A 24,694-nucleotide genomic window follows, 5' to 3' on the forward strand; every position below is an offset into this window, starting at 1 on the left:
TTATATATTTTTGCAAACAAACTACACAACACACACTAAATGAAATATCAACAACGTAAAAAAGCATTAGTTCTTTTAGCAGACGGGACCATTTTCTACGGTAAGTCTATTGGAATAGAAGGAACATCAACTGGAGAAATTTGTTTTAATACCGGTATGACTGGTTATCAGGAAATTTTTACAGATCCTTCTTATTATGGGCAACTTATGGTAACAACCAACGCCCATATTGGTAATTATGGAGTAAATAATAAGGAAGTAGAATCTGAGGGTATAAAAATAGCAGGCTTAATTTGTCGTAATTTTAGTTTTACACACTCTCGTGTAGATTCTGATGGAAATTTATTTGACTGGTTTAAAGAACATAATTTAGTTGCTATTTCTGATGTAGATACGCGTGCTTTGGTTGCTTATATTAGAGATAACGGAGCAATGAATGCTATTATTTCTACGGAAGTTGATAATATTGATGCTCTTAAAAAACAATTAGCAGCGACTCCAAATATGGAAGGCTTAGAATTAGCATCCAAAGTATCAACTAAAGAACCTTATTTTATAGGGGATGAAAATGCACCAATTAAAGTATCTGCATTAGATATCGGTATCAAAAAGAATATTTTAAGAAACTTAGTAAAAAGAGGAGCCTATATAAAAGTATATCCTTACAATGCTACTTTCGAACAGATGAGCGATTTTAATCCTGATGGCTATTTTATTTCTAACGGACCTGGAGATCCTGAGCCGTTAGTGGATGCACAAAACACCGCAAAAGAAATCATTAAAAGAAATTTACCATTATTTGGTATTTGTTTAGGACACCAAGTTATTGCATTGGCAAACGGAATTTCTACATACAAAATGCACAATGGTCATAGAGGAATAAACCATCCTGTTAAGAATTTAATTACAGGTAAAGGGGAAATTACTTCTCAGAACCATGGCTTTGCTATTAATCGTAAAGAAACAGAAGCACATCCAGATGTTGAGATTTCTCATGTACACTTAAACGACCATACGGTAGCAGGAATTAGAATGAAATCTAAAAATGTATTTTCTGTTCAGTACCATCCAGAAGCAAGTCCTGGGCCACACGATGCAGAATATTTATTTGATGAGTTTATAGAAAACATCAAAAAAGCAAAAGTTGAAGCGTAATTAATTATTGATTAATATACCAAAATCAACCACAATTAGTAAATTAGCAACTATATAAATTAGTATTCCCGTGAATTGAAAAGTCACGGGTTTCTGTATTAAAAATAAAGAACTATGAGTATTATAATCAACATTCATGCACGTCAAATTTTCGATTCAAGAGGTAATCCAACTGTAGAGGTAGATGTAACTACAGAAAACGGAGTTATGGGAAGAGCAGCAGTTCCTTCAGGAGCTTCTACTGGCGAACATGAAGCTGTAGAATTACGCGATGGCGGTAAAGATTATATGGGTAAAGGAGTTTTAAACGCGGTTAAAAACGTAAACACTTTAATAGCACAAGAATTATTAGGTGTTTCTGTTTTTGAACAAAATATGATTGATCAAATAATGATCGATTTAGACGGTACATCAAACAAATCTGTTTTAGGAGCTAACGCTATTTTAGGTGTTTCTTTAGCGGCAGCAAAAGCAGCAGCTAACGAGCTAGGTTTACCTTTGTATAGATATGTTGGTGGAGTATCAGCAAATACGTTACCAGTTCCGATGATGAATATCATTAACGGAGGTTCGCATTCTGATGCACCAATTGCATTCCAAGAATTTATGGTAATGCCGGTAAAAGCTAAAAATTTTACTGAAGCAATGCAAATTGGGTCTGAAATTTTCCATAACCTTAAAAAAGTTTTACACGACCGTAATTTATCAACAGCTGTTGGAGATGAAGGAGGTTTTGCTCCAACTTTAAATGGTACTGAAGATGCCATTGAAACAATTGCATTAGCGACTAAAAATGCAGGTTATAAGTTCGGAGAAGAAGTAATGATTGCTTTAGATTGTGCTGCTGCTGAATTTTTTGTTGATGGTAAATACGATTACACAAAGTTTGAAGGCGCAAAAGGAAAAGTACGTTCTAGTAAAGAACAAGCTGATTATTTAGCGGAGTTAGCAGCTAAATATCCAATTATTTCTATTGAAGACGGTATGGATGAAAATGACTGGGAAGGTTGGAGATATTTAACTGAAATTTGCGGTGATAAAGTACAATTAGTAGGTGATGATTTATTTGTAACCAATGTAGAGCGTTTATCAAGAGGAATTGAAAACGGAATAGCAAATTCAATTTTAATTAAAGTAAACCAAATAGGAACGTTAACTGAAACTATTGCAGCGGTTAATATGGCACACAATGCAGGTTATACATCTGTTATGAGCCATAGATCTGGTGAAACAGAAGATTATACAATAGCCGATTTAGCAGTAGCTTTAAACTGTGGCCAAATAAAAACAGGTTCGGCTTCTCGTTCAGATCGTATGGCAAAATACAATCAATTATTGCGTATTGAAGAGCAATTAGATGGTGTTGCTTATTATCCGCAAGAAAAAGCGTTTAAAATAAAGTAATTTAAAATTTACGATTTAAATAAATATAAAAACCTTGTTATTTAGATAACAAGGTTTTTGATTTTAGAGAAAGCACAAAAATAATCCTATGAAAAAGATACTAGCCTTACTAATAGTTATAACCTTTACATCATGTCACTCTACAAAGTACACACATTCAGGAAATGTAAATTCACGTTTAGATTTCAAAAAAGGTAAATGGTTGTTGTATACTATTGATGCTCCAAAAAGTATAAAAGAAAGCTTAACGAATATAGCGACCGAAAAGTTTACTGAGTTATTAGGAAATCGTTTTTCTGATTCGTTTACAACTAGAGGTATATTATTGCCAAGCAATATAAATAACGATCTAAGTAAAGCTGATTTAAAAGATATTAAAAACGGAACCGGTTCTGATTTTTTTATAAAGATTAATGCAACTGTTATTTCTGATGAAGTTGGTGTTTTAGGACAAGGAAATATAATGTCTTCATCTGAAAACAGAGGAGAGGTAACAGTAACTATTTACGATTTAAATTTACTTGAAGAAATGTATTCTCAATCAGTTGTAGGTAATGTCTTTGTTCCAGAAAACTATGATAATTTGGCTTTAACAAAAAGTGCAGGGAATATAATTATAAAAGGATTGGAAAGAATCATCAAAAACATTCATAAAAATCAGATTAAAAACTAAATGAGCCAATTTTTAGATAGGTTTTTAGTTTGAATTATAACTTAATTATCAGAGCGTCATTCTGAATTTATTTCAGAATTACATTCTTTTAGTTATCAGTTTTTTATGGTGTTAATTTAAAGCGTATTTAAGTTTGTGTAAAACAATTTTTAATTAAATTTATATCCTATAAAAACCTTATAAAAGTATGTTTATGAAGTTTTGTTTTTTTAAGTGATTTATAATAAACTATTTCTATTTTCTGATATTAAAAATCTATCAAAACCTATTTTTAAAATACTACAAAAAATGGTATCTTCGCAACTCAGTTCAATCATAAAATTCAAGATATAAATGGCAGATATAGCAAAACTACAAATTGGTGATAAGACGTATGAGTTCCCTATAATAGAAGGAACAGAAAAAGAAAAAGCGATTGACATTAAAACGTTAAGAGGTGCAACCGAAGGTGTTATTACTATAGATCCAGGATATAAGAATACAGGTTCTTGTCAAAGTGCTATTACATTTTTAAATGGAGAGGAAGGAGTTTTAAGATATAGAGGATATGCTATTGAAGAATTAGCTGAAAAAGCAGATTTTTTAGAAGTAGCTTATTTATTGATTTTTGGAGAATTACCATCTAAAGATAAGTTAGAAAAGTTTCATAACGATATTAGAGAAAAAGCAATTGTAGATGAAGATATTAAAAAAATCATCGAAGCTTTTCCTAAGAATGCCCATCCAATGGGAGTTTTATCATCATTAACAAGTGCATTAATAGCATTTAATCCATCTTCAGTAAATGTTGATTCGGAAGAAGAAATGTACAATGCAATCGTTAAGATTTTAGCAAAGTTCCCAGTATTAGTTGCTTGGGCAATGCGTAAAAAACAAGGATTACCATTAAACTATGGATCTAAAAAATTAGGATATGTAGAGAATATTATGAAAATGATGTTTGAGCAGCCTAATGAAGAATATACCATAAACCCAATTATAAAAAACGCACTAGATAAATTATTAATTTTACATGCTGATCACGAACAAAATTGTTCTACATCAACAGTAAGAATTGTAGGTTCGTCTCATGCAGGTTTATTTGCATCTCTTTCTGCAGGAATTTCTGCACTATGGGGACCATTACATGGTGGTGCAAATCAAGCAGTATTAGAAATGCTTGAAGCTATTAAAGAAGATGGTGGTGATACTAAAAAATACATGGCAAAGGCAAAAGATAAAAACGATCCTTTCCGTTTAATGGGATTCGGACACCGTGTTTATAAAAACTTTGATCCAAGAGCAACGATTATTAAAGTAGCAGCTGATGAAGTATTAGCAGATTTAGGAATTAATGATCCTATTTTAGAAATAGCTAAAGGGTTAGAGCAAGAAGCTTTAAATGATCCTTATTTTGTAGATAGAAAATTATACCCAAATGTAGATTTCTATTCTGGTATTATTTATCGTGCAATGGGAATTCCTGTAGAGATGTTTACAGTAATGTTTGCATTAGGTCGTTTACCAGGTTGGATTGCTCAATGGAAAGAAATGAGAGAAAATAAAGAACCAATTGGTCGTCCTCGTCAAGTTTATGTAGGTGAGAACCTTAGGAGTTTTGTAGACGTAAATAAAAGATAAATCAACAAAAAATGCCATTTAATATTTAGATGGCATTTTTTTATTAAATATAATTGATGATGAAAGAAATTAAAATTATCAAAAACAGATCAGACATTGGTGCAGGAACACGTGGATCTGATATGGGAATTGATGCTATTGAAATTGCAGCAATTAATCAGAATAACGATTTTTTTAACCGTTTCGACTCTGAAGATGTAATAACAGAAAACGAATCGGTTTACAACAAAAAAAACAATTCATTTGGTAAGCAAATAAATAGTGTTTTTAATCAATGTAAAAGATTAAGTAACCACGTAAAAGTAAATTTACAAGAAGGTAAATTTCCGATAGTTCTTTCAGGAGATCATTCGTCTGCTTTAGGAACTATAAGCGGAGTTAAAGCAGCGAACCCTAATAAAAAAGTTGGCGTAGTTTGGATTGATGCTCACGGAGATTTACATACACCTTACACTTCTCCATCAGGAAATATTCACGGAATGCCATTAGGAGCAGCAATTTCAGATGATAACTTAGATTGTCAGATTAACGATGTAAGTAGAGAAACTGCCGACTTGTGGGATAGAATGAAAAATATCGGAATGCCAGGTCAAAAAGTTTTACCTGAGGATATTGTGTTTTTCGGAGTTAGAGATACTGAAGAGCCAGAAGAAAAACAAATGGCAAAATATGGTATTAAAAACTACATGGTGGCCGAAGTTCGCTATCGCGGATTAGAAATTTGTGTAAACGAAGCGTTGGAAAAATTAACTGATTGTGACATTATTTATGTGTCTTTTGATGTTGATTCGATGGACTGTGATATGATTTCTTATGGTACAGGTACACCAGTTCCAAAAGGATTTGATGATAAAGAAATCGTTGAAATTATAAATGGATTATTAGCAAGTAAAAAAGTAGCTTGTGTAGAATTTGTAGAAGTAAACCCGTTGTTAGATTTAAAAGGAAATAAAATGGCAGAAACGGCATTTAAAGTACTTGAAGAAGTAACGAAAGAAATACAGAAGTTATAAAAATAAATTTTATAAAGAAAATCCTGTCTTTTAATTGTAAAAGACAGGATTTGTTGGTTTTATAACCTAGTAATACCAGTAATGTGAGCTTTGCCATCTAAAGGTTGATAAATTTCAACAATAGCTTCCCAAATAACCTCAGAAGGAGGTATTGAAGCTGAACATTTAAAACGGTAATTTACCCCAGCTACAACTTGTGTTGATACTTGATTAGGAGTGTAGCTTACACCTACAAACCCCTTTAAAGCTTCATCAAATACTTTACGGTCTTCAGTCGTTAATGCATGGTAGGCAGTCCATCCTCCTACAAATGTTTCTTTTTTTGTTAAAGTTTCAGTATTCATAATTAATTTGGTTATTTTACCTACTCATAAGGCTTTTCGGATACCGCCTTCTATAATTTATTCTATAGAAAAAATCGTTTTTTTAGTGGTTTCTGCTCCACATATATGTCTTTTAATCTGATAAGTCAAAGTTATAAGAAAAAAATAGTAGTATTTTAAAAAAGTCCTTAATCGTTTGTTTTTTAGGTATAAGCGAAAGGAAATTAAAGAAAGAGTGCAAAAAAATAATTTTAAAATATACGTTTTCTAAAAAATAATAATACATTTGTTTTGTAAACTTTAGGAGTAGCTATTAAATTAGTTTGAGAAACATCCTTAGAACCTGATTTGGTTAATACCAGCGTAGGAAAAAGTTATGTTCGATACCATATCGAAATACTACCATTTGGTTTACAGTAATATTTTATAAATATGATTACTATAAAAGTAAACCAAGAAAACCACCAGTTTTTAGAAACCTTAACATTACAAGAACTCGTTGAATATTTAAAAATTCAAACGAATGGTATTGCTATTGCTATAAATAGTACTGTGATAAAAAGAGCTGATTGGTCTTTAAAGTTGCTTCAAAATAATGATGATATTTTAATAATAAAATCTACCCAAGGAGGATGATTTTGTTTTAAAACCTAACGTATTAATTATCTTATGAAGAATAAAGACACTGCACCAAAGCAAAACGGAATTACAAGAAATCCGTTTCCGAATTCGCAAAAAATTTATGTAAACGGTAAAATTCACCCGCAAATTAAAGTTGCCATGCGTGAAATTACCTTAAGCGATACGGTTGATTCTATGACGAAAAAGAAAACACCAAACGAATCTGTAACTGTTTACGATACTTCAGGGCCTTATACCGATCCTAATAAAGAAATAGATGTACATAATGGTATTGAAAGAATTCGTGAACAATGGATTAAAGATCGAGGAGATGTTGAGCAATTAACATCTTTTTCTTCGGATTATTGTAATGAGCGTTTAAACGACGCTAGTTTAGATCATATGCGTTTTAAGTTAGTAAAAAAACCATTACGTGCTAAAAAAGGGCAAAATGTAACACAATTGCATTATGCTAAAAAAGGAATGATTACCCCAGAAATGGAGTACATCGCTATTCGTGAAAATCAACGAATAGATGAAATGACAGAGATCAGAAAGCAACATAAAGGCGAACATTTTGGCGCTTCAATTCCAGATAAAATTACACCGGAATTTGTACGATCTGAAGTAGCTAGAGGTAGAGCTATTATTCCATCAAACATAAATCACCCAGAAGCAGAACCTATGATTTTAGGTAGAAACTTCTTAGTAAAAATAAACGCAAACATTGGTAACTCTGCTGTTACATCCTCTATTGAAGAAGAAGTAGAAAAAGCAGTTTGGGCTTGCCGTTGGGGAGCAGATAATATTATGGATTTATCTACCGGAGAAAATATTCATGAAACACGTGAGTGGATTGTTCGTAACTCGCCAGTTCCAGTGGGTACTGTGCCAATTTATCAAGCATTAGAAAAAGTAAACGGAGTTGCAGAAGATTTAACATGGGAGATTTTCCGTGATACTTTAATTGAACAAGCAGAACAAGGTGTAGATTATTTTACCATTCACGCTGGAGTTTTATTGCGTTACGTGCCAATGACGGCAAAACGTGTTACAGGTATCGTTTCTCGTGGAGGATCAATTATGGCAAAATGGTGTTTAGCGCATCATAAAGAAAGCTTTTTATATACGCATTTCGAAGATATTTGCGAGATTTTAAAACAATACGATGTTGCTTTTTCTTTAGGAGACGGGTTACGACCAGGTTCGGTTGCTGATGCAAATGACGAAGCACAATTTGCTGAACTAGAAACGTTGGGAGAGTTAACGCAGATTGCTCGTAAGCACGAAGTTCAATGTTTTATTGAAGGACCAGGGCACGTGCCAATGCACATGATAAAAGAAAATATGGAGAAGCAAATAGAACTTTGTGACGAAGCTCCTTTTTATACTTTAGGCCCTTTAACTACCGATATTGCACCAGGTTACGATCATATTACTTCAGGTATCGGAGCGGCAATGATTGGTTGGTATGGTTGTGCAATGTTGTGTTACGTAACACCAAAAGAACATTTAGGGTTGCCAAATAAAGAAGATGTTAGAGTAGGAGTTGTGACCTATAAATTAGCTGCACATGCTGCCGATTTAGCAAAAGGTCATCCAGGTTCTCAGCACAGAGACAATGCGTTGAGTATGGCACGTTTTGAGTTCCGTTGGGAAGATCAGTTTAATTTAGGTTTAGATCCAGAGCGTGCTCGCGAGTATCACGATGAAACTTTACCTGCAGCAGGAGCAAAAATTGCACATTTTTGTTCTATGTGTGGTCCAAAATTCTGTTCTATGAAAATTTCACAAGAAGTTCGCGATTTTGCAGCCGTAAATGATATTGTAGATAATGAAGTGATTGCAAAAGGAATGGAAGAAAAATCGAAAGAGTTTAAAGAAAAAGGTTCAGAAGTGTATTTATAAAATAAAAGTAAGAAGAAGAGGAATGAAATGAAGAAGAAGGAGGAGGTTCCTACGCCTTGAAAAAAGGCGTAGTCGGGCTTTCCGTTATATCTTTTGTAAGTTCTCGATATAAATTTATTTCGTTTTACTACATTAATTCACTCGAACAAAAAGCAAAAGGATACCACTGCAATCCCTAACCCGAAAAATAGTAACCGTAATAACAAGGAGTAAACGATAAGGTAAATCTGCTATTTCAAGATTAAATTAGGTTATTTTTACACCAAATTAATAGCGACTAAATTAAACGAATATGATTGTACTTATAGCTCCAGAAAAAGATGTAGCAAACGAAATTGAAATACTACATCAATTATTTGAAGCAGGTTTAGAATACTATCATTTAAGAAAACCGTTTAAAGATTTAGAAGCGTATGTTTCGTATTTAAATAAAATTGATAAAAAATATCATAATAAGATAATCGTACATTATTTTCATGAATTAACGAATGAATTTAATTTAAAAGGAATCCATTTTCAAGAACAAAAAAGACGAGATGCTTTAGAAAACGGAAACAGGTATTTTATAGGATTAAATATGTTAGGAAAAACAATGAGTAGTTCTTTTCACGAACCTAAAGATATAGAAGTTTGTGATATTGAATTCGATTATCATTTATTGAGTCCAGTTTTTTCATCCATTTCTAAAAAAGGATATGAAGGAAGAGGTTTTAATGTAAATAATATCGATAAATCAATCGTAGGAATGGGCGGAATTAATAAAGAAACCATTGCACAAACTATCGAGTTAGGTTTTAAAGGAATTGGTGTTTTAGGAGGCGTGTGGAATGCAGAAAATCCTGTTGAAAGTTTTAGAGAGATAAAGCGTCATTACCAGAAGGAAACGACGATGTAATCTATTAGAGTAATAATAGATTGCTTCATTTCATTCGCAATGACGAATAAAAAGTTCTTATGAAGAACACAGAATAAGTCATTTTATTGATTTGTCAGTTCGAGCTCAGTCGAGAACTAAATTTCAGAACGAGAGTTTAGAACGACGATGTAACCTTTTAGAGTAATAATAGATTGCTTCATTTCATTCGCAATGACGAATAAAAGGTTGTCATGAAGAAGACATAATAAAGTAATTTTATTGATTTGTTAGTTCGAGTGCAGTCGAGAACTATAAGTTAGAGAGTTGAAAACGATGATGTAATCTTTTTAGAGTAATAATAGATTACTTCATTTCATTTGCAATGACGAATAAAAGGTTGTGATGAAGAACATACAAAGAAGTGATTTTATTCGTTTGTCAGTTCGAGCGCAGTCGAGAACTATATGTCAGTTCGAGTGTTTTTATGAAGTGATAACGAAATAAAAAAGTATCGAGAACATTTTTATATTAACTATTGTTATCAGAAACAAATCAAAATAAATAGCATATTGAGTAAAAAAAACTACATACTAACCATTGCAGGTTTAGATCCATCAAGTGGCGCAGGCATCACTTCAGATATTAAAACATTTGAAGCACATGGTTTATACGGATTATCAGTATGTACAGCCGTAACTATTCAAAATGACATTGATTTTAAAAGTTGTGTTTGGATTGAAAAAGAAGTTATTCTTTCGCAAATAACAACGCTTTTTGAACGATTTTCAATATCCGTAGTAAAAATAGGAATTATAGAATCTTGGGAAGTTTTATTAGAAGTAATTCAAACTTTAAAACAATTAAATCCGAAGATAAAAATAGTTTTAGATCCAGTTTTAAAAGCGAGTGCAGGATTTAATTTTCATACAAATCAAAATTTAGAAATTTTAGAAAAAACATTAAATTTCTGTGATTTTGTAACACCCAATTACGAAGAGATACATGCACTTTTTCCGAATAAAAATATCGAAGAAACAATTGATTTTATATCCGAAAAAACAAATATCTATTTAAAAGGCGGACACAGAAAAGATAAAAAAGGATGGGATGAAGTGTATTATAGTAAAATTGTAAAACTAAATATTCCGCCTATTGCAAATACTGTTTTCGAAAAACACGGAAGTGGTTGTGTTTTATCATCCGCATTAGCGGCTAACTTAGTGTTAGAATTTTCTTTAGAAGATGCCAGTAAAAACACAAAAAAATATACAGAACAATTTTTAAACTCGAACGATTCCTTGTTAGGAACGCATAAATATAAATAAAATGATAAGTAAATTACAGTACATAACACAAGGAGAAACACCTCAAGATCATTTAGATAATATTCAAAAAGCATGTGCTTCGGGAGTAGAGTGGGTACAACTGCGATTAAAAAAGGTAGATCCTAAAACGTTGTTAGAAACAGCCAAAAAAGCGAGAGAAATTACAAGTCATTTTCAAACAAGATTAATTATAAACGACCATTATAAAGTAGCCAAGGAAGTAAATGCAGATGGTGTTCATTTAGGTACTTCAGATGCTTGCCCTTTAAAAGTTCGTGAGTATTTGGGTAAATTTTATAGTATTGGCGGAACAGCAAATACGTTAGAAGATTGTAAAAAATTAATTGAAAAAAAAGTAGATTATATAGGTTTAGGTCCTTTTCGTTTTACAGAAACTAAGAAGCATTTAAGTCCGGTTTTAGGAATAGAAGGTTACAAAAAAATACTAACAGCACTACATACTGAAACGCCAATAATTGCTATTGGTGGTATTACTTTAGATGATGTTGCAGCAATTGTACATTCAGGTATTTATGGCGTTGCAACGTCTGGAGCAATTACCAATGATTTTACAAGTATTCCTGTTTTTCATAAAATTTTAAGTGCACCAAGTACACAAGAGCAAGTGTATAAAATGAACGATAAGTAGTTTAAAGAGAAAGAATGAATAACATATTAAAAATAGCAGATAAAGAATTTAACTCAAGATTATTCACAGGAACAGGAAAGTTTAGTTCTTCAGAATTAATGAGTGCTTCTTTATTAGCATCCGAAAGCGAATTAATTACCGTTGCTTTAAAAAGAGTAGATGTTAAAGATAAAAATGATGATATTTTAACACATTTAAACCATGCACATATTAATTTATTACCGAATACATCTGGAGTAAGAACAGCAAAAGAAGCGGTATTTGCGGCAGAATTATCTAGAGAAGCATTAGGTACGAATTGGGTAAAACTTGAAATTCACCCAGATCCACGATATTTATTACCAGATGCTATTGAAACTTTAAAAGCAGCAGAAGAATTAGTTAAACTAGGTTTTGTGGTAATGCCTTATATTCATGCTGATCCTGTTTTATGCAAGCGTTTAGAAGATGTAGGAACACAATGTGTAATGCCATTAGGCGCACCAATAGGAAGTAATAAAGGATTACGAACTCAAGATTTTTTAGAAATTATTATCGAACAATCTAATGTTCCTGTAATTGTAGATGCTGGTATTGGTGCACCATCGCATGCTGCCTATGCAATGGAATTAGGTGCGGATGCGGTTTTAGTAAATACTGCAATAGCCGTTTCTAAAAAACCAGTAGCAATGGCAAGAGCATTTAAAATGGCAGTTGAAGCGGGGAGAATGGCGTATGAAGCAAAACTAGCACCTGTTCAAAAACAAGCCGCAGCAAGTAGCCCATTAACATCGTTTTTAAATTAATGTAATTACGAGGAGGCACGACGAAGTAATCGTTTACAATAGTATGCAGATTGCTTCATTCCATTTTATTTCATTCGCAATGACGATAACAGCATTAAAAAATTAAATTATGAGTAATTTTAAAGAACTTTTCGACACTTATAACTGGGAAGATACTTTACAAGGTATTTTCAATAAAACAGCGGTTGAGGTTGAAAGTGCTTTAATGAAAGATAAAATCGATTTAGAAGATTTTAAAGCGTTAATATCTCCTGCTGCGCGACCGTATATCGAGCAATTAGCTCAGAAAAGTAGTATGCTTACTAAAAAACGATTTGGCAATACTATACAAATGTATGCCCCCATGTATTTGAGTAACGAATGTCAGAATATTTGTACGTATTGCGGCTTTAGCATGACCAACAAAATACCCAGACGAACGTTAACAGATTCAGAGATTTTAAAAGAAGTGGCTTTCTTAAAAGAAAAAGGCTACGATCATATATTATTAGTTACCGGAGAAGCGAATAAAACAGTTGGTGTTAATTATATTAAAAATGCAATTGAATTAATTCGTTCTCAGTTTTCAAATATTACGATTGAAGTACAACCTTTAGATCAGGATGAATACGAATCGTTAATTGAAGCAGGATTGTATGCTGTATTAGTTTATCAAGAAACGTATCATAGAGATGAGTATAAGAAACATCATCCGAAGGGAAAAAAATCTAATTTTAATTATCGTTTAGATACACCAGACAGATTAGGAAAAGCAGGGATTCATAAAATAGGTTTAGGTGCTTTATTCGGATTAGAAGATTGGCGTGCCGATAGTTTTTTTACAGCCTTGCATTTAAAATATTTACAAAAAACGTATTGGAAAACGAAGTACTCGATTTCTTTTCCGAGGTTACGACCACATTCTGGCGGATTAGAGCCAAAAGTAGAGATGACTGATACAGACTTGGTACAGTTAATTTGTGCTTTTCGTTTACTTGATGAAGATGTAGAACTATCGATGTCTACCAGAGAAAGTGAAATTTTTAGAAATAATATTGTTAATTTAGGAGCTACATCAATCAGCGCAGAATCTAAAACGAATCCCGGAGGTTATACCGTAGAGCCACAATCGTTAGAACAGTTTGAAATTTCTGATGAACGAAGCACAGCGGAAGTGGTAAAAATGTTAAAAGATAAAGGTTTAGAAGTCGTTTGGAAAGATTGGGCACATTTTGAGTCAATAGAAAAATAATGAATTTAACCAACGAAGAACAAAAACAATATAATCGTCATCTTATTTTAGATAAAATAGGAGAAACAGGTCAATTAAAATTAAAGCAAGCAAAAGTTTTGGTGATTGGTGCTGGCGGATTGGGTTGCCCTGTATTACAGTATTTAACAGCAGCAGGTGTTGGAACAATCGGAATTATAGATGACGATATTATTGATCAAAGTAATTTGCAGCGTCAAATTTTATATACCATTGATGATATTGGCTTGTCGAAGGCTGAAACAGCTGCAAAGCGATTATCGAGGTTAAATCCGTTTGTAAACTTTAAAGTATATAAAGAAAAATTAACCAACAAAAATGCCATTTCTTTGTTTGAAAAATATGATGTTATTGTAGATGGAAGTGATAATTTTTCTACCCGTTATTTAACAAACGATGCCGCTGTAATTACCAAAAAACCATTGGTGTACGGCGCTATTTTTAAGTTTGAAGGGCAGGTTAGTGTATTTAATTATCAAGGAAGTGCTACGTATAGATGTTTATATCCGACACCACCAAAACCAGATGAATCTCCAAATTGTTCTGAAATTGGAGTCTTAGGTGTGTTACCAGGGATTATTGGTAGTTTGCAAGCGAATGAAACTATTAAGATAATTTGCGAAATAGGAGAGGTTTTAGCCAATAAATTATTGATGTATGATACGTTGACTATGCGTCAAATGATTTTGAAATTTGAGAAATCAACCAATATAGCGGTTACAGCATTAGAAAAAGATTATGATTTTTTCTGCGGAATAAAATCAGTTAAGAATGAAATTACTTTTGAGGAACTTCAAAAGAATTTACCGAAATATAATTTATTAGATGTGCGTGAAAATTGGGAGCGCGAACAACATCATATAAAAGGACAGCATATTCCTTTAGGACAATTACAAAATCGATTTAAAGAGTTAAATATTGAAAAACCTTTAGTTGTGTATTGTAAATCAGGAATACGAAGTAAAAAAGCAATAACCTTTTTAGAAGAGGAATTTGATGAGGTTATTTTTATCAACCTAAAAAACGGACTGAATTAAAAAAATGCGTTTCTTTTTTTATAAAGGAAACGCATTGTGTAAATTATGGATTGGTTGACCATAAAGAAGCTCCTTTAAGCATGGCTCTTCTAGGTAAAGTTAAGCCAGCGACAATCAATTCAGCAAAATCTTCAGGTTGTAATATTTTTTCAGGATCTCCGTTTGTAATACCTAATTCTAAAGACATATCTGACGCAATAGTACTAGGTGTAAGTGTGCAAACTCTAATGTTATTTTTACGAACCTCTTTCATTAATGATTCCGACATTCCGATTACGGCAAATTTAGAAGCAGAATAAGCTGAAGTACTCGCATTACCACTTAATCCGGCAGTAGAAGCAATATTAATAATGTCACCTTCGTTTTTTTCAATTAAATAAGGTAAAACTTCTTTGGTAACATAATACATTCCCATTAAATTGGTTTGTATAATTTGTGTCCAATCTTCAACAGGCATTTCGTTCAGCGAACCAAAAGCAGCAATACCCGCATTGTTTACTAAAATATCAACAGTGCCAAATGTATTTATAATCTCTTTTATCCCTTTTTGAACTTCGTTGTAATTGCTAACATCAAAGACGGCATAACTTGCCTCAACACCATATGTTTTTATTTCGGTAACTGTGCTAAGCAGTCGTTTCTCGTTTCTACCAGTAATGGCAACATTTATCCCTTTTTTAGCAAAAGCAATAGCGGTGGCTTTTCCTAAACCTCTACTACCTCCAGTTATGATGGCTTTTTTATTCGTTAAATTTTCCATTTATTGTTTTTTAAGTAAAATATATTGGTTTTTGTATCTTTTAACTGTAATTAAAAGATACAAAAAAACTCACCAATTTGGTGAGTTTTTTATACTAAAATATGTTTTTTACTTTGTAGTTTCTCCTTTGTCAACAACTACACGATTCTCGCGATTTGCAAGTTCCCATGCTGTATGAAAAACCAAACGAGTTCTGTTTTCTAACATCTCGTAGTTAATCTTATCAGGAGTATCTGTTGGCTGGTGGTAATCATCATGTGTACCGTTAAAATAGAAAATAACAGGAATGTTATTCTTAGCAAAATTATAATGGTCTGAACGATAGTAGTAACGATTCGGATCTTTTTCGTCGTTATATTTATAGTCTAAAGCTACATTTGTGTATTTATTATTCATTGCTTCAGAAATGTCATGTAACTCAGTACTTAACTTATCAGCACCAATTAAATATACATAATTAGGATTTCCTTTATGACGGTCATCAACTCTACCAATCATATCAATATTTAAATTAGTAACGGTATTCGCTAAAGGGAAAATAGGATTTTCAGTATAATACTTAGAACCTAATAAACCTTTTTCTTCACCTGTAACATGTAAAAATAAAATAGAACGTTTTGGTTTTTTACCTTCGTTATAAGCTTGTTTAAAAGCTTCAGCAATTTCTAAAATGGCAACTGTACCTGAACCGTCATCATCTGCACCATTATAAATTTTTCCGTTTTTAACACCTTCATGATCTAAATGTGCAGAAATTACTAAAATCTCTTCTGGTTTTTCTGTTCCTTTAATAAAAGCAACAACATTTTCAGAATCATTTAATTTCATTCCTCTACGATTATTACTTAAGTAAGCAGAAGGAACTTTTTGAAAATAGTTATCATTTTCTAAAGGAGATACAATTCCTTCGCTTTTATAAAAGTCTCTTAAATAGTTAACAGCTTTTTTCTGACCAGGCTCACCAGTATTACGCCCTTCAAATTCATCAGAAGCATATATAAATAAATGTTTTCCTAAATCTTTAGCTGTAATAGTTTTTGCATATTTCGCTGCATAATCTATAGTAGTGTCATTAGTTTCGGTGCTAGCGGTATCTTTACTTGCTCCACAAGCTACAAATGCAAAAGCACTTGCTAAATAAAGTAGTTTTTTCATTAATATTTAATTAAGATTTTGGTTTGATTAGTATCTAAAAGTAACGAAATGTTACAGAAATTCAAATTTAATTTTTCTTTATGACGAATTGTTCTAATGTTTTGTTAAAACTTATCAATTCTTTAGGAAATAATTGCTCAAAAGCATTTTGATTGATTAATTCTTTAGATGTTCCGCTATAAATTTTATTTTCAGAAAGTAAAATAAACTCATCAGCTAACTGAATAGCAAGGTTTACTTCGTGAGTAGAAATAACAATAGTTTTTCCTGTTTTTTCGACTAACTGTTTTAAGAGTGAGAATATTTTAATGGTATGATGAATATCTAGATGAGCAGTTGGTTCATCTAAAATAATGATGTCAGTATCTTGAGCCAATGCACGAGCGATAAGAACACGTTGTAGTTGCCCATCACTTAGTTCATAAAAACGTTTATCTTTTAAATGCTCAATAGCTGTTTGTTCAATTGCCCAAAGAATTTTTTTGAGATCTTTGGCTGATAATTTATCTATCCAATTTGTGTATGGCTGACGTCCTAAGGCGATTAATTCGAAAACCGTTAATTGGCTTTGAGGTAAGCGCTCTGTTAAAACCAAGCTTAAAGAAGTAGCTAGTTCGTGATGTGAATAATCAGAAATGTTTTTTTGATTAATTTTTATACTTCCACTTAATGGTTTTTGAACTTTAGAAAGTGTGCGCAGTAAGGTAGATTTTCCAATTCCGTTTTTACCCAATAAAGCTACAAACGTTCCTTTTTCTACAGAAAAATTAATGTCAGAAGCAATTACAGTTTGTTGCTTTTTTGTTTGATAACCTATTGCAAGGTTTTCAATATTAAGAACGATATGTTTTTTAGAATCAGCCAAATTTATACATATATTTTCTTTTTTCGTACCAACAGCCAAATAACTACAGGAGCACCAAATAAAGAGGTGATTGCGTTTATAGGTAAAGTAAACTCGCTTGTAGGTAGCTGAGCAATAGCATCGCAAATTAGTAACACTATTGCTCCTAAAAGAGCTGTTGCGGGTAAAAGTGTTTTATGGTTAGAAGTAGAAAAAATCATTTTAGAAATATGAGGAACTGCTAAGCCTATAAAAGCAATTGGACCCGAAAAAGCAGTAATAACACCGGTTAATAAACTGGTGATTAATAAAATAATATTTCTACTTTTTTTAATATTGATACCTAAGCTTTTTGCGTAATTTTCACCTAGCAAAAAACTATTTAAAGGTTTTATAATACTAAATGTGCCTAAAATACCAATGCTATAAATAATTCCGAAAACAGTAAGTTCTGTCCAAGTTAAATTACCTAAGCTACCAAAACTCCAAAACATGTATTGTTGAATTTGTTCGGCTTCACTAAAGTAAGATAAAACACTTATTACTGCAGAGGTTAATGAGCCAAACATTAAACCTATAATTAATATAGACATCGTGTTTCTAACTTTGTTAGCTGCGATAATTACAGCAAATAAGACAAAGAAAGAACCTAAACTAGCAGCGATTGCTAACGCCCAATTAGAAAAAGCAATTGAAACAAAAATACCGCCAAATAAGCCAGAGCCCAAAATAAGTAAAGCTACGCCTAAACTTGCACCCGAAGAAATACCTAAAACAAAAGGGCCAGCCAATGGGTTTCGGAATAAGGTTTGCATTAGTAATCCGCAGATTGACAAACCAGAACCAACCATAATCGCTGTAACAGCTTTAGGTAGTCGGAAATTTAAAATAATGGTTTGCCAACTGTCTTTAGAGGCAACACCACCAATTAATGCGTTAAAAATATCATCAATAGGAATTGATACGGATCCTAAACTAATATTTAAGAACAAGAAAAAAACCAGCATAACTGATAAGAAAATAAAATATTTTGTGTGTTTTTTAGAAGACGTCAATTAGTTGATTGATTTTAAAAATTCAACTAATTTTTTAATGGCTAATCCACGGTGACTAATAGTGTTTTTTTCTTCAGAACTCATCTCTGCAAATGATTGCTTAAATCCTTCAGGTTGAAAAATAGGATCATATCCAAATCCTTTTTCCCCATGTTTTTTAGTTAAGATGTTTCCTTTACAAACGCCATTAAATAAAAACTGTTTGCCGTTTAAATTTAAACATATTGAGGTTCTAAATTGTGCTGTTCTATTTTCTTTTCCGTTTAACTCAGTTAGCATTTTTTGCATGTTGTTCTCTGAATTACTTGGTTCACCTGCATAACGAGCAGAATATACACCTGGGGCTCCGTTTAAGCTTTCAACTTCTAGGCCAGTATCATCAGCAAAACAATTAAAGTTAAATTTACTGGTAATATGATCTGCTTTTATTTTTGCATTACCATCTAAAGTGGTTGCAGTTTCTTCAATGTCATCAAAACATTGAATATCGTTTAAAGATAATAGCTCAATATTTTTAGGAAGCATTTTTTTAACTTCCGCTAGTTTGTTTAGATTATTTGTGGCAAAAACAAGTTTCATTAATCAATTTTTAATGTAAACAAATGTATTGTTTTTTATCATCTTTGTAATTAATATTTTTATTTTTATCAAAATAACAAATCTCTGTAGGTGTTGTTAATAAAGGAACGTCGTGTAAATGTCGGGTTAAAATCAATTAAAATGTTTCATAAAAAAGAAAAGCTAAAGTAAGATTGTATGGAAAATAAAAATTTACTTATTATGAAACAGCCAGCATTAGGAAAGAAAATTTCTGAATTAAGAAAACAAAAAGGTTTAACTCAAGAAGAGCTAGTAGAAAAATGTAATATCAATGTGCGTACGATTCAAAGAATAGAAGCCGGAGAAACCTCTCCGAGAAGTTTTACTATTAAAACAATTTTAGAGGCGTTAGAAGCAGATTTTGATATAAGTAGTTTTACAAATGATATAGAAATTAACGAGTATGACAGAAAGGTGTTAAACACAGCTTGGATTTTTGGAATTATATATCTTGTGTTTGGTTTTATTGAAACAACTATAGACCTGTATAGTTATATTGAAGGCGAAATTTATACTGGTGTAGTAACATATACAAGTATTAAAATAATTTCATCAATAACATTTGTAATATTTTTTAGGGGGTTTTTAAAAATAGCAAAATTATATTCATATAAGTTATTAGAAATTATTGTTTACATTTTTATGTTAGCATACGTTTTAGCAGAGTTGTATGATATTTTTTTAATATATTTTTCTGATGGATTAATAGTTACAATAACTGTTGTTGAGTTGTTAGTTTTTGGAATAATTCAAATAATATTTGGAGCTAGTCTATTGAAGTTAAAAACTAAATTAGGTACTTTAATTCAGGTTAATGGAGTTTTAGAGATAATACTAGGTGTTTGTTTGGTTACATTATTTTTAGCGGGTGTGGGCGCTTTTTTACTAATACCAACAACCATTTTAGAGATAATTGTTATTTATAGATTGGTAAAAAAATAATAAATTAAGTATAATAAAAAAGCCGAAATTTAGATGTTTCTAAATTTCGGCTTTTTTAAAGGAATAATTAAGAGTTCTTAACCTTTTAATTTATTTAGCTCTAATTTCTTAGCATTAATTTCTTCTTGTATTTTAATTAAACGATCTTTAATTTTAACTATAATAGCTTCTTTACGAGCAATACTCTCTTTAGAAGTAGATGGGTCTTTTTTAGCTTTTTCTAATTTAGCATTCATTCTAGCTAAACCTTCTTTTCCGCTTGTTAAAATTTCTTCATTAATACTAATATCATCTTCGTAATCACTAATTAAAGTTCCTTTTTCTTTAACGATAGATTTTTCTTCAGCCTTAATTTGGTTGTCTAATTGTTTTAATTTTTCAGCCTCTAAACGTAACGATTCTTGTTGTTTTAAATAAGCAATTTCTTTTGCTTTACGATCATTTTCTAACTTTAAACGAGCGTCTTCTAATTGTTTTTTACGTAAAGCTAATTCGCTTACTGTGTTGTTTACACTGTTATTTACAACGGTTTTTTCAGTAACTACCTTAGCTACTTTCGGAGAGCTCTTTCTAGTTTTTCTTTCTAGTTTTCTTTCAATAGCAGCTAAATCATCTTTTTGCATGTCGATTTGAGCATTTAACCTAGTTAACCTACTTTGCATGCTTGAAACAATCTTTTCTTTTCTTTTAATCTCTTCTTTAGTAGTGTTTTTACCTTTCTTGAAGTCTTCTAAATTAGCAGTTACACGTTTTAAAGCTCTAACACCACTAACTAAAACTTCTTCGTTAGCGTCAATTTGATCTTTTTTGTCTTCTACTTGTGATTTTAATAATTTAATTTCGTTTTGAGCATTTACTTGTTGTAAACTAGCGAAAAAGATGAAAAAAACAGCGGTTAATAAAAATTTTAATGTTTTCATTTTGATTTATTTATTGTAATATTTAATACACTTTTTTGGGGCGACAAAATTACAAAAATTTAAATAAAAAAATAGTTGTTTTTTTAAGAACTTTATGGTCCCGAAAAAGTAGCTTAATTACTCATGATGATAGGGTTCATTCTTAAGAATAGTAAAGCCACGATAAACTTGTTCCACAATAAATAAACGTATCATTTGATGCGAGAAGGTCATTTTAGATAAAGATAACTTCCCATTTGCTTTTTTGTATACCGCATCCGAAAATCCGTAAGGCCCACCAATTACTAAAACTAATTGTTTAATACCTGAATTCATCTTTTTTTGTAAATATTGAGAGAATTCAATAGATGTAAAATGTTTTCCTTTATCATCTAATAAAACAAGTTGATCGGTGTTTTGAAGTTTAGCCAAAATTAATTCACCTTCTTTTTCTTTTTGTTGAGATTCACTAAGATTCTTAACATTTTTAATGTCAGGTATAACCTCTAATTCAAACTTAACATAATGTTTTAATCTGTTTTGATAATTATCAATCAACTGAATCAAATTTTTATCATCAGTTTTACCAATGGCTATTAGTTTTATTTTCATGCTGTAAAATTATGAATTATGCACTACGAATTAGTATTTTTACGTCAGAATTATTGAAAACATGATATCAAAAGAACAATTTAATAAAGAACTAGATTTAATTATTGTTAATGCTATTCGCGAAGATATTGGCGATGGAGATCATACATCACTTTCTTGTATTCCTTCGGACGCTACTGGTAAAGCAAAATTATTGGTTAAAGATGACGGAATTATAGCTGGAGTAGAATTTGCCAAAATGGTTTTTAATTATGTTGATGCTGATTTGCAAATAGAAACATTAATTAACGACGGAGATGAAGTAAAATACGGGGATGTTGTTTTTTATGTGTCAGGAAAATCACAATCTATTTTAATGGCAGAACGTTTGGTGTTAAATGCAATGCAACGTATGAGTGCCATTGCAACTAAAACGAAGTTTTTTGCTAATTTATTAGAAGGAACAAAAACAAAAGTTTTAGACACTCGTAAAACAACGCCAGGTATTCGTGCTATAGAAAAATGGGCAGTTAAAATTGGTGGCGGAGAAAATCACAGATTTGCATTGTATGATATGGTAATGATAAAAGACAATCATATCGATTTTGCAGGCGGAATTACACCAGCAATTACTAAAACAAAAAAATATTTAGCAGAGAAAGGTTTAGATATTAAAATTATAGTAGAAGCGCGTAGTTTAGAAGAAATTAAAGAGATTTTATCGAACGAAGGAGTGTATCGTATTTTAATAGATAATTTTAATTATGAAGATACTCGTAAAGCGGTTGCCTTAATAGGTAATACTTGCTTAACAGAATCTTCTGGCGGAATTAATGAAGAAACAATTCGTGAGTATGCTGAGTGTGGTGTAGATTTTATATCATCAGGCGCCTTAACACATTCGGTTTATAATTTAGATTTAAGTTTAAAAGCAGTTGATTAATTTAATTTTATCAAAATGAAAAAACATATAATTATACTAGCAACCTTAGTATTGGCAATTTCATGCAACACTAAAGAAGCTAAAAAAGAAACAAAAACGAATATGGCTGTAGAAAATCCGTTATTAGTTAAAAGCACATTAGATTATGGTGCGCCAGATTTTACGAAGATAAAAAATGAACATTTTATGCCAGCTATTTTAGAAGGTATGAAATTGCAAAATGAAACAATTAAAGAAATTGTTGAAAATACAGAGACAGCAACTTTTAAAAATACTATTTTAAGTTTAGAAGAAAGTAGTAAAACTCTAGATAGAGTTACCGCTGTTTTTTATGGATTAGCAGGAGCTAATACAAACGATACAATTAAAGAGATTCAGAAAGAGTTAGCGCCAAAATTTTCTAAACACAATGATGATATTTTACTAAATACCGCATTGTTTGCTAAAATTAAAACTGTTTATAATAATGTAGATAGTTTACAATTAGATGCTGAATCTAAACATTTGGTAAAAGAATATTATAAGAATTTTTCTAAAGCAGGAGCTGATTTATCAGAAGATAAAAAAGAGAAGTTAAAAGAAATTAACTCAGAAATAGCAAGCTTGGCAAATGATTTTGGTAAAAAATTATTAGATGCAAGTAAAAAAGGAGGTGTTGTTATTACTGATAAAGAAAAGTTAAAAGGATTTTCTGAAGAAAAAATTAAGTCGTTAAATAAAGACGGTAAATATGAAATTCAGTTAATTAATACAAGTCAACAACCATCATTACAAACTTTAGAAAACAGAGAAGTTCGTAAAGAGTTGTTAGAAAAATCTATTCATAGATCAGATGCTGGTGAATACGACACAAGTGAGTTGGTTAAAAAAATGGTTGCTTTACGAGCAAACAAAGCGCAGATTTTAGGTTTTAAAAACTATGCAAGTTGGAGTTTACAGGGAACAATGGCAGGAACACCAGATGAGGTTTTTAAAATGTTTAGCGGATTAATTCCGGGTGCTTTAGATAAAATTGCTTCAGAAACTAAAGAAATTCAGGCTGAAATTAAAAAAGAAGGAAACGATTTTAAATTAGCGGCTTACGATTGGAATCATTACGCTGAAAAAGTGCGTAAATCTAAATATAATCTTAATGAAGAGGAGGTAAAGCCTTATTTTGAAGTAACAAATGTATTAGAGAAAGGTGTTTTTTATGCAGCTACTAAGTTATACGGAATTACATTTAAAAAACGCACCGATATTCCGGTTTACCATCCAGATGTTGTGGTGTATGAGTTGTTTGAAGAAGATGGATCTAAGTTAGGATTATATTATGGAGATTTCTTTGCAAGAGATAGTAAACGTGGTGGCGCTTGGATGAGTGCTTTCGTAAAACAATCTAAGTTACGCAATCAAAAACCAGTAATATATAATGTATGTAATTCGCCAAAGCCAGCAGCAGGTGAACCGGCTTTAATTAGTTTTGGTGAAGTTGAAACGATGTTTCATGAATTCGGACATGCATTACACGGTTTATTCGGTAATCAACAATATGCATCAATTTCAGGAACAAGTACAGCGAGAGATTTTGTTGAGTTCCCATCTCAGTTTAACGAAAACTGGTCAACACATCCAGAGATATTAAATAATTATGCGGTGCATTATAAAACAGGAGAAGTAATACCTGCTGATTTATTAAAGAAAATTAAAGATGCCGGAACTTTTAATCAAGGATATTCGATGATAGAAAACTTATGTTCTTCTAGTTTAGATATGAATTGGCATACTGTTTCTGCTGATGAAAAGATAGAGGATGTTGCTAAGTTTGAAGAAGATGCTTTAAAAAAGATGCAATTAAAAATAGCAGAAGTTCCGCCAAGATATCGTTCTACATATTTCGCACATGTTTTTAGTGGAGGCTACGCAGCTGGTTATTATTCGTATTTATGGACAGAGATGTTAAGTCACGATGCTTATGATTGGTTTAAAGATAACGGATTGTTAACGCGTGAAAACGGACAGAAATTCCGCGAGCAAGTTTTATCAAAAGGAAACACGATGGATTACGCTAAAATGTATAATACTTTTGCAGGAAGAAATCCAAAAGCGGCTCCAATGTTAAAAGCTAGAGGATTACAATAGTTTGGTTGTCACATCGAGTAAATCTTAGGTAATGAATGATTTTTTGCAGAGATTTTTACTCAGTGTTAAAAAAAAAATGATATCTACAATTGTGAGGTTGTCACATCGAGTAAATTAAGAGGAACGAATAAATTTGTATCGAGATGTTTTAGTGCTCATAAACACC

At 31.6% G+C, this 24,694-nt stretch carries 24 protein-coding genes and 1 riboswitch; of the genes, 16 read left to right on the forward strand and 8 right to left on the reverse strand.

The window, feature by feature from the left end; translation table 11 throughout:
- Positions 1-39: 39 nt before the first annotated feature.
- The 5 genes from carA to P2G10_RS03490 all read left to right on the forward strand — a co-directional run bounded on the left by carA (position 40) and on the right by P2G10_RS03490 (position 5,865).
- Positions 40-1,155 (forward strand): glutamine-hydrolyzing carbamoyl-phosphate synthase small subunit, encoded by a 1,116-nt coding sequence (gene carA, locus P2G10_RS03470; protein ID WP_218771173.1) that lies wholly within the window; start codon positions 40-42, stop codon positions 1,153-1,155.
- Positions 1,156-1,269: 114 nt separating this feature from the next.
- Positions 1,270-2,559, forward strand: coding sequence for a phosphopyruvate hydratase (gene eno / locus P2G10_RS03475; protein ID WP_218771172.1), 1,290 nt, complete (start codon positions 1,270-1,272; stop codon positions 2,557-2,559).
- A gap of 88 nt (positions 2,560-2,647) precedes the next feature.
- Entirely contained in the window at positions 2,648-3,232 is a 585-nt protein-coding gene (locus P2G10_RS03480; RefSeq protein WP_275315198.1) for a hypothetical protein, read from the forward strand.
- Between the two features lie 333 nt (positions 3,233-3,565).
- Positions 3,566-4,852, forward strand: a complete 1,287-nt coding sequence (locus P2G10_RS03485) for a citrate synthase (protein WP_218771170.1) — start codon at positions 3,566-3,568, stop codon at positions 4,850-4,852.
- 56 nt (positions 4,853-4,908) lie between these two features.
- On the forward strand, positions 4,909-5,865 hold the full coding sequence (locus P2G10_RS03490) for an arginase (RefSeq protein ID WP_218771169.1): 957 nt from the start codon (positions 4,909-4,911) through the stop codon (positions 5,863-5,865).
- A 59-nt stretch (positions 5,866-5,924) separates the two neighbouring features.
- Here P2G10_RS03490 and P2G10_RS03495 read toward each other — a convergent pair whose 3' ends face one another.
- Positions 5,925-6,209 (reverse strand): hypothetical protein, encoded by a 285-nt coding sequence (locus P2G10_RS03495; RefSeq protein WP_218771168.1) that lies wholly within the window; start codon positions 6,207-6,209, stop codon positions 5,925-5,927.
- Between the two features lie 271 nt (positions 6,210-6,480).
- Positions 6,481-6,575, forward strand: a riboswitch (TPP riboswitch).
- A gap of 45 nt (positions 6,576-6,620) precedes the next feature.
- On the opposite strand from P2G10_RS03495, the gene thiS reads away from it, so the two are divergent.
- From thiS to moeB, 8 genes are all read left to right on the forward strand, one after another.
- The gene (thiS, locus tag P2G10_RS03500) at positions 6,621-6,824 is read left to right on the forward strand and encodes a sulfur carrier protein ThiS (RefSeq protein WP_218771167.1); all 204 of its coding nucleotides are present in this window, start codon (positions 6,621-6,623) and stop codon (positions 6,822-6,824) included.
- 33 nt (positions 6,825-6,857) lie between these two features.
- Entirely contained in the window at positions 6,858-8,717 is a 1,860-nt protein-coding gene (thiC, locus tag P2G10_RS03505) for a phosphomethylpyrimidine synthase ThiC (RefSeq protein ID WP_275315199.1), read from the forward strand.
- Between the two features lie 292 nt (positions 8,718-9,009).
- On the forward strand, positions 9,010-9,612 hold the full coding sequence (locus tag P2G10_RS03510; RefSeq protein WP_275315200.1) for a thiamine phosphate synthase: 603 nt from the start codon (positions 9,010-9,012) through the stop codon (positions 9,610-9,612).
- Positions 9,613-10,142: 530 nt separating this feature from the next.
- Entirely contained in the window at positions 10,143-10,898 is a 756-nt protein-coding gene (locus P2G10_RS03515) for a hydroxymethylpyrimidine/phosphomethylpyrimidine kinase (protein WP_218771164.1), read from the forward strand.
- Position 10,899: 1 nt separating this feature from the next.
- Entirely contained in the window at positions 10,900-11,547 is a 648-nt protein-coding gene (gene thiE / locus P2G10_RS03520) for a thiamine phosphate synthase (protein WP_275315201.1), read from the forward strand.
- Between the two features lie 14 nt (positions 11,548-11,561).
- On the forward strand, positions 11,562-12,332 hold the full coding sequence (locus tag P2G10_RS03525; protein WP_275315202.1) for a thiazole synthase: 771 nt from the start codon (positions 11,562-11,564) through the stop codon (positions 12,330-12,332).
- Between the two features lie 109 nt (positions 12,333-12,441).
- The gene (thiH, locus tag P2G10_RS03530) at positions 12,442-13,563 is read left to right on the forward strand and encodes a 2-iminoacetate synthase ThiH (protein ID WP_275315203.1); all 1,122 of its coding nucleotides are present in this window, start codon (positions 12,442-12,444) and stop codon (positions 13,561-13,563) included.
- Positions 13,563-14,618 (forward strand): HesA/MoeB/ThiF family protein, encoded by a 1,056-nt coding sequence (gene moeB, locus P2G10_RS03535; protein WP_275315204.1) that lies wholly within the window; start codon positions 13,563-13,565, stop codon positions 14,616-14,618. The genes thiH and moeB overlap by 1 nt, the downstream gene beginning before the upstream one ends.
- A 43-nt stretch (positions 14,619-14,661) precedes the next feature.
- Here moeB and P2G10_RS03540 read toward each other — a convergent pair whose 3' ends face one another.
- The 5 genes from P2G10_RS03540 to P2G10_RS03560 all read right to left on the reverse strand — a co-directional run bounded on the left by P2G10_RS03540 (position 14,662) and on the right by P2G10_RS03560 (position 19,011).
- Positions 14,662-15,378 carry a 3-ketoacyl-ACP reductase gene (locus tag P2G10_RS03540; RefSeq protein WP_275315205.1) on the reverse strand — a complete coding sequence of 239 codons (717 nt, stop codon included), beginning with the start codon at positions 15,376-15,378 and terminating at the stop codon, positions 14,662-14,664.
- Positions 15,379-15,486: 108 nt separating this feature from the next.
- On the reverse strand, positions 15,487-16,533 hold the full coding sequence (locus tag P2G10_RS03545) for a M28 family metallopeptidase (protein WP_275315206.1): 1,047 nt from the start codon (positions 16,531-16,533) through the stop codon (positions 15,487-15,489).
- Between the two features lie 67 nt (positions 16,534-16,600).
- The gene (locus P2G10_RS03550; RefSeq protein ID WP_218771159.1) at positions 16,601-17,398 is read right to left on the reverse strand and encodes an ABC transporter ATP-binding protein; all 798 of its coding nucleotides are present in this window, start codon (positions 17,396-17,398) and stop codon (positions 16,601-16,603) included.
- A gap of 2 nt (positions 17,399-17,400) precedes the next feature.
- The gene (locus tag P2G10_RS03555) at positions 17,401-18,432 is read right to left on the reverse strand and encodes a FecCD family ABC transporter permease (RefSeq protein WP_420833279.1); all 1,032 of its coding nucleotides are present in this window, start codon (positions 18,430-18,432) and stop codon (positions 17,401-17,403) included.
- Complete coding sequence (locus tag P2G10_RS03560; protein ID WP_275315207.1) at positions 18,433-19,011, reverse strand: non-canonical purine NTP diphosphatase; 579 nt, start codon at positions 19,009-19,011, stop codon at positions 18,433-18,435.
- Between the two features lie 201 nt (positions 19,012-19,212).
- Between P2G10_RS03560 and P2G10_RS03565 the strand changes: the two genes are divergently transcribed.
- On the forward strand, positions 19,213-19,974 hold the full coding sequence (locus tag P2G10_RS03565) for a helix-turn-helix domain-containing protein (RefSeq protein ID WP_275315208.1): 762 nt from the start codon (positions 19,213-19,215) through the stop codon (positions 19,972-19,974).
- Positions 19,975-20,051: 77 nt separating this feature from the next.
- Here the strand turns inward: P2G10_RS03565 and P2G10_RS03570 are convergent, their stop codons facing one another.
- Positions 20,052-20,894 carry a coiled-coil domain-containing protein gene (locus tag P2G10_RS03570; protein WP_218771156.1) on the reverse strand — a complete coding sequence of 281 codons (843 nt, stop codon included), beginning with the start codon at positions 20,892-20,894 and terminating at the stop codon, positions 20,052-20,054.
- Positions 20,895-21,011: 117 nt separating this feature from the next.
- Positions 21,012-21,485, reverse strand: a complete 474-nt coding sequence (gene rlmH / locus P2G10_RS03575; RefSeq protein WP_218771155.1) for a 23S rRNA (pseudouridine(1915)-N(3))-methyltransferase RlmH — start codon at positions 21,483-21,485, stop codon at positions 21,012-21,014.
- A gap of 61 nt (positions 21,486-21,546) precedes the next feature.
- On the opposite strand from rlmH, the gene nadC reads away from it, so the two are divergent.
- Together nadC and P2G10_RS03585 are read left to right on the forward strand one after the other, a co-directional pair.
- Positions 21,547-22,407 carry a carboxylating nicotinate-nucleotide diphosphorylase gene (nadC, locus tag P2G10_RS03580; protein ID WP_218771154.1) on the forward strand — a complete coding sequence of 287 codons (861 nt, stop codon included), beginning with the start codon at positions 21,547-21,549 and terminating at the stop codon, positions 22,405-22,407.
- 15 nt (positions 22,408-22,422) lie between these two features.
- Positions 22,423-24,528 (forward strand): M3 family metallopeptidase, encoded by a 2,106-nt coding sequence (locus P2G10_RS03585; RefSeq protein ID WP_275315209.1) that lies wholly within the window; start codon positions 22,423-22,425, stop codon positions 24,526-24,528.
- Positions 24,529-24,694 lie beyond the last annotated feature (166 nt).

The organism is Tenacibaculum bernardetii (genome assembly GCF_029125915.1).
Classification (GTDB): Bacteria; Bacteroidota; Bacteroidia; order Flavobacteriales; family Flavobacteriaceae; genus Polaribacter; species Polaribacter bernardetii.